Origin of the sequence: Acinetobacter marinus (assembly GCF_900096915.1) — a bacterium.
Taxonomy (GTDB): Bacteria; Pseudomonadota; Gammaproteobacteria; order Pseudomonadales; family Moraxellaceae; genus Acinetobacter; species Acinetobacter marinus.
The window spans coordinates 345,747-363,046 of the sequence record NZ_FMYK01000001.1 but is presented as its reverse complement, the minus strand read 5'-3'; the positions used below and the strand labels follow the sequence as shown (position 1 = coordinate 363,046).

Annotated in this window: 15 protein-coding genes; 8 read left to right on the top strand and 7 right to left on the bottom strand. The window is 42.4% G+C overall.

Annotation, left to right across the window (positions count from 1 at the left end):
- The first annotated feature begins 184 nt into the window (after positions 1-184).
- The 3 genes from dnaX to BLQ60_RS01685 all read left to right on the top strand — a co-directional run bounded on the left by dnaX (position 185) and on the right by BLQ60_RS01685 (position 4,263).
- Positions 185-2,260 (top strand): DNA polymerase III subunit gamma/tau, encoded by a 2,076-nt coding sequence (gene dnaX / locus BLQ60_RS01695; protein WP_092615058.1) that lies wholly within the window; start codon positions 185-187, stop codon positions 2,258-2,260.
- A 218-nt stretch (positions 2,261-2,478) separates the two neighbouring features.
- A complete protein-coding gene (gene rhlB / locus BLQ60_RS01690) occupies positions 2,479-3,630 on the top strand; it encodes an ATP-dependent RNA helicase RhlB (RefSeq protein ID WP_092615055.1) in 1,152 nt (383 codons plus the stop codon).
- 207 nt (positions 3,631-3,837) lie between these two features.
- Positions 3,838-4,263 (top strand): hypothetical protein, encoded by a 426-nt coding sequence (locus BLQ60_RS01685; protein ID WP_092615051.1) that lies wholly within the window; start codon positions 3,838-3,840, stop codon positions 4,261-4,263.
- A 94-nt stretch (positions 4,264-4,357) separates the two neighbouring features.
- On the opposite strand, the gene BLQ60_RS01680 is transcribed toward BLQ60_RS01685, so the two are convergent.
- On the bottom strand, positions 4,358-4,774 hold the full coding sequence (locus BLQ60_RS01680; protein WP_244515927.1) for a hypothetical protein: 417 nt from the start codon (positions 4,772-4,774) through the stop codon (positions 4,358-4,360).
- Positions 4,775-5,043: 269 nt separating this feature from the next.
- Here BLQ60_RS01680 and BLQ60_RS01675 point away from each other — a divergent pair, with 269 nt between their 5' ends.
- Complete coding sequence (locus tag BLQ60_RS01675; protein WP_092615048.1) at positions 5,044-6,549, top strand: cation:proton antiporter; 1,506 nt, start codon at positions 5,044-5,046, stop codon at positions 6,547-6,549.
- A gap of 116 nt (positions 6,550-6,665) precedes the next feature.
- On the opposite strand, the gene BLQ60_RS01670 is transcribed toward BLQ60_RS01675, so the two are convergent.
- Positions 6,666-7,859 (bottom strand): sugar transporter, encoded by a 1,194-nt coding sequence (locus tag BLQ60_RS01670; protein ID WP_092615045.1) that lies wholly within the window; start codon positions 7,857-7,859, stop codon positions 6,666-6,668.
- Between the two features lie 260 nt (positions 7,860-8,119).
- Positions 8,120-9,010, bottom strand: coding sequence for a pseudouridine synthase (locus BLQ60_RS01665; protein ID WP_244515951.1), 891 nt, complete (start codon positions 9,008-9,010; stop codon positions 8,120-8,122).
- Positions 9,011-9,223: 213 nt separating this feature from the next.
- Between BLQ60_RS01665 and BLQ60_RS01660 the strand changes: the two genes are divergently transcribed.
- Positions 9,224-9,733, top strand: coding sequence for an SRPBCC family protein (locus tag BLQ60_RS01660; RefSeq protein ID WP_213030454.1), 510 nt, complete (start codon positions 9,224-9,226; stop codon positions 9,731-9,733).
- A gap of 18 nt (positions 9,734-9,751) precedes the next feature.
- Here the strand turns inward: BLQ60_RS01660 and BLQ60_RS01655 are convergent, their stop codons facing one another.
- Positions 9,752-10,663, bottom strand: a complete 912-nt coding sequence (locus BLQ60_RS01655; RefSeq protein WP_092615039.1) for a LysR family transcriptional regulator — start codon at positions 10,661-10,663, stop codon at positions 9,752-9,754.
- Positions 10,664-10,779: 116 nt separating this feature from the next.
- Entirely contained in the window at positions 10,780-11,526 is a 747-nt protein-coding gene (locus BLQ60_RS01650) for a YebC/PmpR family DNA-binding transcriptional regulator (RefSeq protein ID WP_092615037.1), read from the bottom strand.
- Positions 11,527-11,768: 242 nt separating this feature from the next.
- Here BLQ60_RS01650 and BLQ60_RS01645 point away from each other — a divergent pair, with 242 nt between their 5' ends.
- Positions 11,769-12,398 carry a glutathione S-transferase family protein gene (locus tag BLQ60_RS01645; RefSeq protein ID WP_092615034.1) on the top strand — a complete coding sequence of 210 codons (630 nt, stop codon included), beginning with the start codon at positions 11,769-11,771 and terminating at the stop codon, positions 12,396-12,398.
- A gap of 119 nt (positions 12,399-12,517) precedes the next feature.
- Complete coding sequence (locus BLQ60_RS01640; protein WP_171259026.1) at positions 12,518-13,396, top strand: DUF4349 domain-containing protein; 879 nt, start codon at positions 12,518-12,520, stop codon at positions 13,394-13,396.
- A 98-nt stretch (positions 13,397-13,494) separates the two neighbouring features.
- Here BLQ60_RS01640 and BLQ60_RS01635 read toward each other — a convergent pair whose 3' ends face one another.
- Positions 13,495-14,040 (bottom strand): 1-acyl-sn-glycerol-3-phosphate acyltransferase, encoded by a 546-nt coding sequence (locus tag BLQ60_RS01635; protein ID WP_092615989.1) that lies wholly within the window; start codon positions 14,038-14,040, stop codon positions 13,495-13,497.
- 147 nt (positions 14,041-14,187) lie between these two features.
- Between BLQ60_RS01635 and BLQ60_RS01630 the strand changes: the two genes are divergently transcribed.
- Positions 14,188-14,544, top strand: coding sequence for a VOC family protein (locus BLQ60_RS01630; protein ID WP_092615028.1), 357 nt, complete (start codon positions 14,188-14,190; stop codon positions 14,542-14,544).
- Between the two features lie 115 nt (positions 14,545-14,659).
- Here BLQ60_RS01630 and BLQ60_RS01625 read toward each other — a convergent pair whose 3' ends face one another.
- A complete protein-coding gene (locus BLQ60_RS01625) occupies positions 14,660-17,266 on the bottom strand; it encodes an AAA family ATPase (protein ID WP_451916699.1) in 2,607 nt (868 codons plus the stop codon).
- Positions 17,267-17,300 lie beyond the last annotated feature (34 nt).

Sequence of the window (17,300 nt, the reverse complement as noted above, 5' to 3'; positions counted from 1 at the left end):
ATCACATGGAAATCTAAAGCATTTTCTCAATGTATCTTTTCATCGATTAATGTGCATGGTTTAGGCGATTGTTCTTGGATTATGGTGACGTCGTCTATAGCGCTCAATCTAGTTAATGAAAGCCAATAAAAAACAAGGTATGCTAAGCAAGTTGATTTAAGGCTATTCATTTATGCAACAGGTTATGTATCAGGTACTTGCACGCAAATATCGTCCACAAAATTTCAGTCAATTGGTCGGACAAAGCCATGTGTCGAGAGCATTAAGTAGTGCTTTGTCACGGGGGCGTTTGCATCATGCGTATTTGTTTACTGGGACTCGTGGTGTGGGTAAAACCACCATTGCACGGATTTTAGCAAAATGCTTGAACTGCGAAACTGGTGTGACTGCAACGCCTTGTGAGCAGTGTAATGTCTGTAAATCGGTCAATGCAGGACGATTTATTGATCTGATCGAGATTGATGCGGCGTCACGGACACGTGTCGAAGATACCCGAGAGTTGCTTGAAAATGTACCCTACGCGCCGACGCAAGGTCGATATAAAGTATACCTGATCGATGAAGTGCATATGCTCTCAACGCATAGCTTTAACGCCTTATTAAAAACCTTAGAAGAACCGCCTGAACACGTAAAATTTTTATTTGCGACCACCGATCCGCAGAAATTACCAATTACGGTGATTTCACGCTGTTTGCAGTTTACCTTGCGACCACTCGCCAAAGATGAAATTTTCCATCATCTGGATCAAATCTTAAATACTGAACAGATCGAACATGAGTCCGATGCACTGTGGCAACTCGCCGAGTCTGCACAAGGCTCGCTTCGTGATGCCTTGTCTTTGACCGATCAGGCGATTGCCTATGGTCAGGGTCAGGTGGCAACGCAAGATGTGATCGACATGCTGGGTCTGATTGATCAAACCTTAGTTTTTGATTTATTGAATGCGATTCATCAAAACCAAAAAAATGTTGTGGCGCAGTTAGTACAACATATGCGTCAGCAAGCGATTGATGTACAGCATGTTTTGGAACAATTGATTTCGATTTTGCATGAATTGGCGGTCATGCAGATTTTGGGCGATGTGAATCATACACAGACTGCTCAAAATGCTGACTATAAAATGAAACTGGCAAAGCAAATCCAAGCGCAAGATTTGCAACTGTATTATCAGATTGCGGTACAAGGTCGTGCAGATTTGAGCCTTGCACTGACACCAGAGCAAGGCTTTGAAATGTGCATCATGCGACTTTTGGCATTTCGTCCCTTGTCCGTCAATGAAGTGATTCAGCCTACAATTGAGCATACAACGATTGCACAGAATGTTATTGCTGATTCACAGGGTAAACAAAATTTAAATCAGCAAATTACTGAAACTTCTCAAGTCAACGAACAAATTTCAGAACAGATTATAGATCAAGGTAATGATTCAGATCATGGACAGCACATTGAATTAGCACATGAAAATGTTGAATTACAAAATCAACAATTAGAAACTCATGACGTTGAATTAGCGCAGACAAAGGAAGTTGAATCTTCTATTGATACTACGCAAAGTGAAACGGCTTTAAATCTTAAAGCACAAACCGAAATTTCATCTGAAACAGATGTTGAAGAACCGATTCAGCAGAACGAAACAGCGCAAGAATTAATACATGCTCAAGAAATTCAACAGGAAAAATTAGAAGCTGAATCAGTTCAATCAGAACCCACTCAACCAGATGATTTTAAAGAAGAAATAGATACTCAAGCAACGCCTGTAAAATCAGTTACTCAAGAGCAGATTATTTCACCAAAAGAAGAAGTTGCAGTTTCAAATCCAATCGAAACACTGAGCGTTGATGATCCACGCACATTATTACAGCCACAAGAGCAAACATTAGAGGGCGAGTGGGATGTAGCGAAATGGGATTATTGGATTCGTCAGTCGGCATTGTCACCAGCGGTCAAAGAATTGGCGCAACGTGGCGTGATGCAAGGTGAAATTGCTGGCAAATGCACCCTGCATATCGAATCGAATTATCTAAATATGTTGCAGAATTTCTTACCTGATCTAAAAGAAGCCTTAACGGCTTTAAATCCAAATATACAGCTTGAACTGAGCGATACAGTGCTTGATTCAGATAGCCCGATTCAGTTGCAACAACAGCGTAAACAACACGCCTATTCTGTGGCAGAGCAGCAGATTCGTTCGCAAATTGTGGTGAAACAGTTGCAAGCGCAATTCCAAGCGGAACTGGTTGATTTGAAATTAAAAACCTAGGCTACCATCTTTAAATTTCCTCTTTAAAAATGGAGGGAAGATTTTAGTGTGTAAAAAGTTAACGCTGAAATAAAACCCATCATGCGAAATTTCAGCGTATAATGCCGAAGTTTTATTGATGTGACTTCCGTTTGTTAGGCATCATTAATAAAGCACTCTGAATTTTATCGATTTAAGTCAAAGGACAAGACCTTTATTGGTCGCAAAAGCACTCAATTATGACCCGTGGATTTGACCAGTTACAGCTACACCCAAAACTCAAACGTGCCATTGATGCGTTGGGCTACACCCATATGACGCCGATTCAAGACAAGGTGCTGAAATATACTTTGGGCGGTCATGATGCGATTGGTCGAGCGCAAACTGGAACAGGCAAAACCGCTGCATTTTTGATTAGTATCATTAATGATTTGCTGAATAAACCGATCGAACAAGATCGCTTTCGTGGTGAACCTCGTGCTTTGATTCTTGCACCGACTCGTGAGCTTGCGTTACAGATCGAAAGTGATGCCAAAGAGCTCACCAAATTTACTGATTTACATATCGTCACTTTGCTTGGTGGTGTGGATTTTGATGTACAGAAAAAGCGTCTAGATCAAAACTTTGTCGATATCATGGTGGCAACGCCAGGTCGTTTGATCGATTTTGTTGAGCAAAAAGAAGTATGGCTTGATCAAATCGAATTTTTGGTGATTGATGAAGCCGATCGTATGCTCGATATGGGCTTTATCCCTGCGGTGAAAAAAATTGTGCGTTATTCTCCGCCAAAAGATTGCCGTCAAACCTTATTTTTCTCAGCGACCTTTAATATTGATGTGTTGAATTTGGCGCATCGTTGGTTATTCGAACCGATCACCGTCGAAATTGAACCTGAAAAGAAAACCAATGCCGACGTTGAGCAACGTGTCTATATGGTATCGAATTCAGACAAATATCGTTTACTCGAAGATGTTTTGGCGAATGAGCCGATTGAGAAAGTCATGATCTTTGCCAATCGCCGTGATCAAGTGCGCCGTCTATTCGATCGTCTGAAAAAAGATGGTTATAAAGTCGGTATGCTCTCGGGTGAGATTTCTCAAGATAAACGCACCAAGATGCTGGATAATTTTAAGAAAGGCAGTATCAACATTATGATCGCCACCGATGTTGCAGGTCGTGGTATTCACGTGGATGGCGTGTCGCATGTGGTGAATTTTACCTTGCCTGAGCAGTCGGATGATTATGTACACCGTATTGGGCGTACAGGTCGTGCTGGTGAGCAAGGTGTGAGTATTAGCTTCTTATCGGAAGATGATGCCTTTAACTTGCCAAATATTGAAAAAGCGATCGGGCAGAAGCTACCTCTGACACGGCTGGATGGGTATTGTTAAAAGCACCGCATGTTGATTACATGATGAGTAAAAGCATATTTCAGAATATGCTTTTTTTATTTGTGTTGCTCAAGATGATCTGCCTGATGTGGTTTACACATGGCACTTTGTACAATCATTGGCGCTATGCTAGTTTAGTACGAAGATTCAGCGTTGTTGTTCTGATCCTAGTAGATAGGTCAGTGCGACTTTTCAAGGAGATGAAGGATGCAAAAAATAATATTCAATATTGGCTTGCGCCTCAGTGTCGTTGTAGGCTTGCTGTTTGCTAGCACATTGGTGCTTGCCCATGACTATCCAGATGAAATTGGTCAATGTGCCAGCGTCAATCATGGCAAACTAGGCAAGGCACAACGATGCATCATTGCCACAGGTTTTGGCACAGGTGCTTCATATATGCATCTTACTTTTGGGCAATCTGAGGCATATATTGGTAACCCAACCGACTGCCCAGAATATGAAGCCAAAGGATGTGCGCCAACAGTAGGCAAGTCGCATGAAGATGCCAATGAAGGCATGTATTATCATCGGGATCGTCAGACTGGCGAGATTATTTCAGGTTCGGATGAAGGGGCTTGGTTTTGTGCAAAGCGCAAGGATAATCAGCTCGATGTCTGCTATGTCTATCGATAATGTGGTTTTTTACTTGCGAATCAACAGCGGATTCTACGCAACGATTGAGCGCAAAATCCTCATTACGACACCTCATCAAGTTTAGGCAGTTTGATTAAGACTGACAATAAAAATCTAAGGTCACTTGATAGTCGGTGTCTTGACTGATGTTGACATCCTTTCCTAGAAAAATTCCTGCAATAGCGCCTGCTTGATTGATCATTTTGCCCGTATTTTCATCGCCAACACCGTTATAGACCAATTTTTCATTGCTCACCACGGGTGACGTGCCACGTTTACAGGTATTTTGAGCCGCTTTGATAGCGTTGTTTTGTGCGGTGATTTTGTCTTTGCCCATGCCTGTGATTTGATATTGATTATTTTCTTTTTGCATCGCTAGACTACTGGTTTGAGTGCTTTGACAGGCGGATAACAGCACGACGACAGCACATGCTGTTGCACAGGCAATTGCTTTGCGTGGTGAAAATGACACGTTAGCGCTAAAGTTGGTGTTTTCTGAAAATTTCGCCATGAATTTTTATTCCTCAGTGTTGCAAGTGTGCTATTTAAACGCAGTAATGATTTGTATTTCACCAATATTTTGGAAAATATCAAAATATCTACGGTCAGTATGCTTAATTTATTGAGATTTTTGATAGGGCTAATGTATGAAAAAAGATGTGCAATACCAAGTGAATTGTAAATGTTTCATATTGATCTAACTGTGCAAAATTTTGACAAAACTGTGACAGGAGATGTGTATACTGAGTCATTACACTTTGTTTCATATAGAACGTCACGATGGGCAGTTATTTATTATTACAAGTACTGACAGTGGTCTTTTTGCTGTCGATTTCCACCACATTATTTAACAAAAAGATTTTAAATTTTCCTGCGGCGATTGGTGTGCCGATTATCTCAGCGCTGTTGGTATTTTTATTGCAATGGGCGGCGAGTCTGTTTAATAGCAGTGACATTATTAGTGTCAATATTGACAAAATTGAAGAGACTGTCCGCAAGTTCAACTTTTATGATTTTTTGATTAATGGCGTGATTTGCTTCATTTTGATGGCATCGGCATTGAAGTTCAAAGTCTCTGATCTAAAGAAATATTGGAAACCGATTGGCATTCTTGCCAGTCTGGCGTTGGTGTTTTGTGCGGTATTTTTTGCAGGCTTGCTGTATGGTTTTCAGTGGCTCATCGGTCATAAGGTCGAGCTTTTGGTGTTGTTGCTTTTGGGGGCAGCACTTGGCGCAACCGATCCGATCGGCATCAAAGGCGTACTCAGTTCGGTCAAGGCACCGCATCATTTGATGGTCAAGCTCGAAGGCGAATCACTGTTCAATGATGCGATGTGTATTGCCTTGTTTATGACCATTTTGAATATTATTCAAGGCGACCATATTACCGTGGGTCATGTGATGTCACATTTATTCATGGAAATCTTTGTGGCGTTCTTGATCGGTCTGGTAGTGGGGAATCTAGCACTCTGGGTACTCAAGCAACAGCATGAGATGGAGTCGCTGATCATGACCACAGCGGTGTTGGCATCAGGATCATATCTGCTGGCGCTGTTCGCCAATGCCTCTGCACCGATTGCTTGCGTTATCGCTGGCTTAGTAGTTGGGAATAAGTGGCATGAAGTCGTTGCTGCACGAGATATTGAGGAGGTTAATCATTTTTGGCATACCTTAGAAGGCATCATTAATGCGTTCTTGTTTACCTTGATCGGGCTGGAATTATTCATTATTGATTTGAGTAAAGAGTTGGTACTTGGTGGTGTGGTTGCCTTTTTGATTTTGCATTTGTCACGTTTTGCAGCGAACTTCCTTGCGTTTGCTTTTTTTCCATCAGTGGCTCGCAAAAGCTATAATGGTAGTCTGGCGATCTTGTCGTGGGGTGGCGTGCGTGGCGGGATTTCGCTGGCATTGATTCTTGCTGTGGCAAACTTCGATGTGTTGCATCCGTATAGCGATATTTTGATTGGCTATGCCTTTATCTGTGTATTGCTTTCAGGTGTAGTGTGTGGACTCGGTCTGCCTCAGGTGATGAATGCGTTTTATTATAATCCTGATGAGCCGAAAACAGGCTTGATGGGCTGGTATCAGCGTATGTGTCATCGCATGAATTTACGCAAAGTACAGTATATTATCGAAGAAGACAGTAAGGGCAATGAAGTGATTAGCATTTATGACCCAAGTGCTTTGATGAAAGATAAGAAAAATCCAGATGCAGGGCATCCTGAGAAAACCATCAAAGATGTCGAAACTGAAGTGCAACGTCTGGAAAATCCAGATAATTTTTAAAAGTTTATCTTTTCAAGTGATTTGATCATTGATCTGAACGCATATATTGAACAATCGTGATAAAAAAAATCCTCAGTTTAAATTCTCTGAGGATTTTTTAATGCTGAGACGTTGGCTTAGCTGATGTGCTGTGTGCTTTGATGATTCACGGTATACATCATCAGCGCTACTGCAAACAGTGCAATCACCCCACCAATGATGCCAATATAGTTCAAACCATAGTGCATACTGACCACACTTCCAAGCAACGCACCGCCACCAATGCCGATATTGTACAGTGATGAAAGTAAAGACATTGCCAAATCCGTTGCATCCGAGGCAAATTTGAGCACAAAAGATTGTAAGACTAAACCGAAGCTCATGATGCCAATGCCCCAGAAAATCGTTACCACACTAAAGCCATACAGATTTTGACTCATCGGCAAAATGGTACATAAACACAATGCCAAACACGCTGTGGCAAAAATCGGAAAGGCTTTTGGTAGACGCTGACTAAACTGACTAAACAAAATCGAACCAACAATACCCGCAGCCCCATAAATCAACAACAAAGTCGTGGTTTGCTGTGAGCTAAAGTGCGCCACCTGCATGATAAACGGCTCAATATAGCTATATGCGGTAAATTGCGCAGTAATCACCAAGATGGTAATCAAGTAAATCATCACCAACGCAGGGCGCTTCATCAGCATCGGTAGGCTTTTCAGTGAACCTGTATTGACACTCGGCACATTCGGTAGAGCACGGAACAACACAAACGCAGTAAGTCCTGCACAGATGCCAATTAAGGCAAACGTATCACGCCAGCCAAAATATTCACCGACCAGACGTCCAAGCGGAATACCGAGTACCAACGCCAATACTGTGCCAGTAGAAAGCAAGCCCAGTGCTTGAGTTTCTTTACCTGCAGGTGCAACACGTACCGCCAAAGACGCCGTAATCGACCAGAAAATCGCATGCGAGAGCGCAATACCGACACGGCTAATGACGAGGACGGAAAAGCTCCACGCAAAATACGACAGCACATGGCTCAGTACGAACAGCGCAAATACGCCAAGTAACAACTGTTTGCGCTCCATATTGCGAGTGAGCAACATCAACGGAATCGAGGTCAAGGACACGATCCACGCATAAATGGTCAGCATGATACCCACATGACTGGTGGTCATCTGATAACTGGCTGCTATATCACTGAGTAATGCCACAGGCACAAACTCTGTGGTATTAAAAATAAACGCTGCCAGCGCCAAAGCAATGACGCAAACCCAACCTCCAGACAATGCAGGTTGTTCGGTTTGTACATAAGTATTCATAGGCGTATCACACGAAAAAAGATACAACAGAAAAATGGGAGATTTTCCGCGCATATTATGCTTGTTTCTGGATTCTGTAAAACAAAATATATTTTTTAAAAACAATGAATTAACAAAAATAGTTATTGGGAATAATTCTTATAAATGTAACAAAGATTTACAGGTGAAATGGTTGTATTTTATACAAAAATAAAGGGCTAGATTTTGAATCCATTTGCAGATTTTTAGGCAAATAATATGTGGCTTCGCCTTGGAGGTGCTTAAAGGGATAAATCTCGCTTGGATTCAAACATCATTTTTTCATGGCTAATTGGATCAATAAATTCAATCCGTTTTGCCAAAAGCTGTAAGGGTTGTGAAAAGTCGGCTTTATCACTATGTTTTACGATCGGATAGAGCGGATCATTTTTTAAAGGCAAGCCAAGCGAATGCATATGCACTCGAAGCTGATGTTGTTTACCTGTGATCGGTTTGAGCTGATATTTTGCCCATTCATCGTCTTTTTCTAAAATATCGATCAAAGTACAACTATTTTCTGCCTGATCAGCGAGGATTTGCATGGTGTAAAACGGCTCGCCCTTGGCAAGATGGGCTTTGACCTCGCAGGGAAAATGGATGTCGGGATGAAATGGCGCAATGGCATGATAGGTTTTTTGCACCTTTCGCTCGGCAAAAAGTTGCTGATAGCGATGTCGAGTCTCTGGCACTTTTGAAAAGAGAATAATCCCCGCAGTTTCACGATCTAGGCGGTGAATTGGTGTCAAACCTGCATTATTGCTGTGTTGTTTGAGTCGAGTTAACAGCGTTTGCTGTACATACTGCCCAGTTGGACTCACTGTGAGAAAGTGCGGTTTATCCACCACCAGTAAGTGTTCATTTTCAAACAATATCTCATGGGCAAAGGGCACGTTGATTTCATGGCTGAGCTGACGATAATAATAAATATGTTGCTCTGGTTGATAAGGTGTATTGACGTTCAATACTTGATTTTGCGCATCAAAAATCAACTGATTGTCAAAGCGTTCACGCCATTCTTGCGCAGATATATGCGGAAACTGCTGGCACAGAAAAGCATAAATAGTATGAATCGCATTTGCTTTTGGATCAAGTTTTGGCAAAAAAACTTGGCTGGCACTCACACCATGACGCATTGGTGGTTGAATATGTTCGGATTTTTTCAAGGTGTCGTCAGCATCATTTTTAATATGCGCATCATATGCTGGTTCATCATCGATCTCAAGTCGGATCATGATGTGTTCTGATATAAATATTTTTAATATCTAAAATACAAAAGTATGATTAGTATTATAATTTATGCTTAATTATGCTGTACCTACTGAAATGAATAATGAAAGGTGCAACACATGATGAATGCTATCCAATGGCCACAAGGTTATTTACCAGGACAAACTGACAACTTCGCGTCAAATGAAGTGATTGTATCGGGGCTGAATAGCCAGCAGGTTTGGTCATTCTTGACGACTGCGACTGTATGGCCGACGTATTATAAAAATTCGTCCGATGTACAGTTACCAGAAGGTGTAGAGGAGCTGCAACTTGGTACAGTATTTTTCTTCAAAACCTTTGGCTTTCCTGTTGATGCAGAGGTGGTTGAATTGGTTGCACCAACCGCAACACAAGTAGGACGTATCGCTTGGCATGGTTGGGCTGGAGAAGGAGATAGTCGACTTGATGTACATCATGCGTGGCTCATCGAGGATTTATCAGAATATCGTGTACGAATCTTAACTCAAGAAACGCAAAACGGTGCGCCAGCAATCGAGCTTGCCAATACCAAACCAAATCCGATGATTAACGGTCATCAAGAGTGGTTAGATGGTTTGGTTGCGATTGCCAAGCAACATGCAAAGTAAAATGTAAAGCAATGTGCATCATTTTGCCAAATCATGATAGATGCTCCCGATCAGTTGGCGTAACCATTGGTGGGGAGCATGATGATGTGTATGTGCATGCCAGACCAAACATTTATGAAAAGTCGGGATGGCTAAGGGTATATCTAATACTTTGAGTTCAGCATCTTGCGGGATAAGCCGAGATGGCATGATGGCAAATAAATCGGTACTTGCGAGTAACTCAGGAAGCACTAAAAAACTATGTAAGGACAAGACGACTTCTCGTTGTAGACCGTGCGTTGCTAAGAGTTGATCAACAATTCCTTGAAAAGCATCGCCTTGCTGTGACACCAATACATAGGGTTGCGTGCAAAAATCTGCCAAAGTGAGCTGATGACGCTGTGCAAACTCATGTTGCTGATGTACAGCACAAATATAATGTTCCTCAAATAAATGCTGAGAATACAAACTTTCATGGGTTTGTTCGGGGGTGACGAGGGCAAAATCCAAAGCACCTGTTTCGAGCTGTGCGTAGATTTGATCAGGTTCGACATCGAGTACAGCGATGCGAATATGTGGTGCTTGCGCTCTGAGTAACTGGATTAACGGCAAAATGACGGTTTTGATGGCATAGTCGCTGGCTGCGATACGAAACTGAGCCGTTGATTGATTTGGTTCAAAAACAACAGGTTGCATCATCAGCTTGGCATCATTGAGCAGTTGCTTGATGGGCAGTGACAGTTCTTTGGCTCGTTTGGTTGGGGTAATGCCACGTTGATTACGAATAAAGAGCTGATCATCGAAGTGATCTCTTAATCGACTGAGCATGCCACTGACTGCAGGCTGCGTTAAATTCAGACGCTTTGCTGCCGCTGTGACACTCTGTTCATCGAGTAGCGCATCGAAGGCTTTGAGTAGATTGAGATCAAAATTACTAATATCATTATCCATGATGCATCTCTAAATATTTATATGAATAATTTATAGTGTAATTTCAAATTTGGTCAATAAAAAATGCCACGTAGAACGTAGCATTTTTAAATTCGGTGACTCGAGTAAAGCAAGCCTTACTCAAGCTCAGCCAATACCTCATCGCTAAATTCGACATTGGTATAGACGTTTTGCACATCGTCCAAATCTTCGAGCATATCAATCATTTTCATGATTTTTTTGGCTTGGTCGATGTCGGTAATTTCTGCTTTAGTCGATGGGTTCATTACCACTTCGGCATTATCCGATTTTAAACCTGCTTCGGTTAAGGCATCTTGTACCGCACCGAAGGTTTCAGGGGTGGTGATTACCAAAATACCATCTTCTGACACTTCGATGTCTTCTGCACCCGCTTCAAGCGCCACATCCATAATTTGATCTTCAAGTGAGGTATCTTCAAAGCTGATTTCACCACGTTTGGTGAACAAGAATGCCACTGATCCGTTAGTGCCCAAGTTACCATCGGTTTTTGAGAAGCAGTGACGCACATCAGGCACGGTACGGTTTAGGTTATCGGTCATAGTTTCCACAATCACCGCAACACCGCCAACGCCATAACCTTCATAGGTCACTTCTTTTAAATCATCGTTATCTTCACCGCCTGCACCACGTTGGATGGCACGGTTAATCACATCACGGGTCATGTTGACCGAGAGTGCTTTTTCCACCACAGCACGCAGACGTGGGTTACTGGCAGCATCGCCACCGCCTAATTTTGCCGCAGTGACAATTTCACGGATATATTTGGTAAACACCTTGCCACGGCTGGCATCTTGTTTTGCTTTACGATGCTTGATGTTTGCCCATTTTGAATGACCCGCCATGTAAAAGTACTCCGACGCTATTTCAATAATTAAAGAAAAAAATGTGGCGAAATCTTAGCATAGCCAAGGATTTTTTGAAAATATTCAGTTGCGACTTTTGTATGGAAAAATGTGCAAATGCAGGCAAGCATGATATAAAAATAGGCAGAGTATAGACATGATCACGGATCAAGTGAAATACGATGCATAATGTCATTTAATATAGAAAATGACAGTAATCTGCCAAATCTCAGGAGTAATAAATGATTGATTTATATTATTGGGGTACACCAAACGGACACAAAATTTCGATTGCCCTTGAAGAGATGCAACTTGCGTATCAAGTGCATCCGATTAATATCCTGAAAAATGATCAGTTTGATCCAGAATATTTAAAAATTTCACCGAATAATAAAATTCCAGCCATTGTCGATCATGACAGTTTTGATGGCGAACCGATTGCGATATTTGAATCTGGGGCGATCTTGCAGTATTTGGGACGAAAAACAAGACAGTTTTATCCAAGCGCTGAGCGTGAACGTATCGAGGTCGAACAATGGCTGATGTGGCAGATGGGCGGTTTTGGACCGATGCTAGGGCAGAATCATCACTTTTCCAAATTTGCTCCTGAGCGTCTGGAATATCCAACCAAACGCTATCAGGATGAAACCAAGCGCTTGTATGGCGTCTTAGATACGCAATTGTCGAATAAAGATTTTGTTGCTGGTGCAGGGCGAGGTGCATATTCGATTGCAGATATGGCGATTTTTCCGTGGATGTGTCGTTATGACTGGCAAGGAATTGATTTAAATGATTATCCACATGCCAAAACCTATTTTGAGCGCATTCAAGCTCGACCAGCAGTACAAAAGGCATTACAGATAGAGGTTTAATTTATATTATATTTCACTTAAGATGGGTTTAATATTATCAATCCATCTAGGTATTTTCAGCGATGATAGAAAAGGATCACAATCAAAACAAAAAATTGTTGGCTCCAGCACTTATCTCCATGCTATTGCTCAGTGCATGTGCCCAGCAACATGAAAGTTCTAGAGATGCAGGGATAGAAGCTGCGGCAAGTGTCAGTGAGGCAGATTATGTTGACAATCCTGCACAACTGCTTTCTGAAACCCAGCAACAATTGGAACAGTCTCGTCAGTTGGTCAAAGCAGCGACTGTCCGCTTCGAAGTGGAGAATATTGAAAAAACCACAGCCGCCATCGAGCAACAACTCGTTGGGGTGGGCGGATATGTCGAAGCTCGAACTATGCATTATCAAGTTGAAAACTATCAACGGCTGAATCAAGGTCATGGACAGCTCAATATTTTGGAGAAAATCGTACCAACCTCAAGTATGGTGGTACGTGTGCCCAATGCAGAGGTCGGTCGTTTTCTTAATGCATTGCCTGCGATGATGAAATATTTTGATCAACAAAGTTATGAAGCGAAGCGATATGAGCTCAAACTTTTAGAGCAAAAGCTAGAAACCGCATCACAGTCACAAGAAGTATCGGATGCGACCGATCAACAATTGCAAATTCTTAGTCAGCAAGAAGCGCAAGATCGTTTGAAATACAGCACGATTGATTTGCATTACTTCCAAAGCCCACAGCTACGCCAACGTCAAGACCTAGACTTTGAACAAGCGGTCGAGCAACATCAAGCACCGTTTACTCAGCGGATTGGGCTGTCGATGCAAGCTGGATTTGAAGGCTTTAAAAACAGTATCTTATGGTTGTTCTATATTTGGCCATTTTACATCGTCTTGTTGCTTGCTTATCTGCTATTTCGTTTTGTTCGCAAAAAAATCAAACAACGTAAACAGCGTAAAACACTGGCAAGCTCACATGCGAATGTGATAGAAACCAGCTCGCATCCAGATGAATAATGGCAATGGCTCAGAATCATTCAACTAAGTGAACGAAACGATAGCGTTAAACGAGTTCTGAGCCGTCAATCATGCGCTAATCATGAGCCAATGATGAATTAGTCGATACGCACATCCACGCCATATTCAGCATATAAGGATTTGATTTTAATCAGGTCGGACTTTAAATCTGTTGGGTAGATTTTGGCAAATACACCGCCTTTTCTACTTTTAGCATGCGCATACATGAGAATGATCGGCACATTGGCTGCTTTGGCGATATGCCAAAACCCTGTGCGAATTGGTCGACGCGCCACGCCATCTTTAGCACGGGTTGCCTCAGGGGCGATCACTAGACTAAATTGCTCATGTGCATTAAAAATTTCGACCATTTGGCTGACTACATCAGTATTTTTATCCCGATCGACAGGAATTCCGCCGAGTTGGGTCATGATGTGTTTCAGCGGTCCTTTAAACCAAGTTTGTTTAATTAGAAAATGCGCTTTGATCTGTAAAATATTCAGTAGTGCGAAGGCATGTACCGCATCCATATTGGTGGTGTGTTCAAAGCCAATCATCACTTGCTTGTCCTCAAGCAGGCTTGCATCGGCGTGATATTGCCATCCCGACAGTTTAAAAATACTTTCGCCGAACCATTTTTTTATCATTTAAATTGCTCCTAAAAATCAGTTGCGAATTATCCAGAAAAATAGCCAGATAAAGCAATATGAAAAAGCACCAAAAAGATGATAAACATGATAACTTGCAACACCAGTGCATTTGATAAAACGATAAATACGGAAACTGAGTCCATGCAAAATGATCATATTGCTGCCAATTTGCCCTCGAAAAATTTCACTGAAACCATTAAATTTTATCAATCACTTGGTTTTGAAGTGCAATATCTGTCCGAACAATGGCTGATTTTGCAACGAGGTCATTTACAACTTGAATTTTTTCCTTACCCTGCGCTTGATCCGAGCAATTCTTATTTTAGTGCGTCGGTATGGGTTCATGATTTAGATGCGTTGTATACCACTTGGCAACAGATGGATTGGCAACAATTTTCTGCGTCAGGTCGTATGACCGAATTACAACAGCAGGGCGATCTGCGCATCTTCAATGTAATTGATTGTCATGGTAGTTTACTGCGATGTATGGCGTTATAAAAATGGCTCAGCGTATTGCATACACTGAGCCATTTGATGGCTATTCTGAGTTAAGCTGAATTCATCCGAGTTAAGCGAATATTTTGCCATCACTTGGACGTCATGACTTAATTTTTTACTTTTTCTTCGCTTTGAATTTGCCAGCGCAAGATTTTGAGCGAGCTTTTTTAGATGTCAGACTTTGATTGGTTTCAGTGGTTTTGTCTTTTTTCTCTTTATCCGATTTGGCTTTCTCAGCTTTGGCTTTTGCTGACTTGTCTTTTGAGGCTTTTGCCTTTTTCGGTTCTTCGATTTCACCATCTTCGACCGCTTGCCAATAGTTGAGCTGTTGCATGACCGCCGCAAAAATCGAGCCTTTACTATATTGTCCATCTTTATCCATCACACCCACAGGTCGTGACATTAAGATTTCTAGGGCTTGATCGATGGTATCAATGGCGTGAATGTGAAATTTACCTTCGTTCACCGCATCGATGACTTCTTGACGTAGCATCAGATGTTGCATGTTTTGACGAGGGATGATCACACCTTGCGAGCCTGAGAAGCCTTGCAGTTTACAGGCATCAAAGAAGCCTTCGATTTTGGCATTGACGCCACCGATCGGTTGGACTTGTCCAAGTTGGTTCATCGAACCTGTGATTGCCCAAGATTGATCAATCGGAATTTGGCTAATTGCTGAAATCAATGCAGAAAGTTCCGCCACAGTGGCACTATCACCATCAACTTCGCCATAGCTTTGTTCAAAAGCGAGCGCTGCTGAGAAGTGTAGCGTTTGCGTGCGTCCGAAATGCGCCTTTAAGAAACTCGACATGAGAAGAACGCCTTTGGCATGGAGCGAGCCACCCAGTTCGACACTGCGCTCAATATCGAGAATATCACCGCCACCTTGATAGACCGAAGCAGTCAAGCGTGATGGTAAGCCAAACTCGACATCGGCATAATGAATCACGGATAACGCATTAATCTGACCCAAACGATAGCCTGAGGTTTCAATCAGTTGCGTACCACGAGATAGGTCTTGCCAATACAGCTCACGCAAATAGCCAAGACGATATTGACGATGTTGCAATGCCATATTGATGTGTTCGGCGGTCACTGTTTTGGCATCTTGTTGCACGGCATGATGATGCGCTTCACGGATCAAATCACCGAGTGTCGACGCATGCAAGGACAAAGATTTTTGATCTTCGGCTTGACGGCTTGAGTCAGTGAGTAGTGCAGCCAGTGCAGAACGATCAAATGCACGCAATTTATCCCGTTGCACATAGTCGGCGATCAGTTGCATATAGGCTTGTTCATTGGCTTCGGTACGAGGCAAAGTGTCGGTAAAATCGGCACGGATTTTAAACACACTACCAAGCTCTGGCTCGTATTCTAAGATTTCATAGTAAATCTGTGGTTCAGCCAGCAGAATCACTTTCACGGTCAGCGGAATAGACTGTGGCTCAATCGAGATACTACCCGTTAAGGTCAGCATGTGTTCCAGTGAGGAGAGCTTGAGTTTCCCCGATTTCAATGCACGTTTTAAACCTTGCCAAGCATAGGCTTGTTCGAGCATTTGTTCGGCTTCGAGAATCAGAAAACCACCATTGGCACGATGTAAGGCACCCGAACGAATCAAAGTGAAATCGGTGGTGATGGTACCCATTTGCGTGAGTTGCTCGACATGACCAAGCAAATTGTAATGGGTTGGGAAATCTTCAAAAATGACAGGTGCACCAGAGTTGGCTTTGTGTGTGGTGATCACATTGACTTGGTAGCGGGCAGGCACACGGTTGAACGTGGTTGGGCTAAAATCATCTTCCTCACGATCCAAAATCAGCTCGACATGCTCAATAATGTCTTTGGCATAGGCTTTAAGATAATTTGCCAGATGCTCAACGCCTTCAAACCGCTTATAAATGTTTTGAATTTTTGGTTCGACCACTTGTTTGGCAATATCATGATTCAAATCAATCACTTGATCTCGTGCCGTGTCTTCCATGTTGCCGAGGGTTGAACCGAGACGTTGCAACTTTTTATCCATATAGCGGATATTTGACGCCATTTTCATGCGAATTTTTGGATCAAGCGCATCGATGTCGTGCTGACTCATCTCTTGCGAAGCGACTTTATCCGAGTGTTCATCAATCGGGACATCGTGTACTGGCACAAAGAGGTGCTCTTCATTTTTGGAGACCAATTTCAGCGATAGAGATTCACCTTCTTGGGTCAACTCAAGTAGCGCATCTTGTTGCAACTGACTGACTTGCCCACGAATCATTTCAATTTGTTTGTGATATGTATCCGCACTAAAACGACGCTCTAACTGCTGTAATATTGCGCCCCACATATCATGCATGGCTTTTTGAAATTTTGGTGCTTGACCTGCGCCGAGTTCAAGTGCCAAAGGTTGACGCGCATCCTGAAAATTGTTGACATAGACCCAGTCAGATGGTGTCGGCAGATTTTTGGCATGTTGGTTCAGCAAGCGCTTGATCATGGTGCGTTTGCCAAGTCCAGCTGTACCAACAGCAAAAATATTGTAGCCAGAATAAGGTAGGCTGAGTCCAGCTTCGACGGAGGCTTTGGCACGATCTTGACCGAGAAAATCATTCAGCGCATTGATGCGTCGAGTTGAGCTTGGAATTTTATCCAGGTCGGCAAAATGGGTCAGCTGTGCCACTTGCAGTTTTGTGTTTTGCATGGTGCTGGCGATGTGTGTATTTTGTAGTGCGCTAATTTGATTGGTTTTTAATGGGCTGGTCAGTGGATTG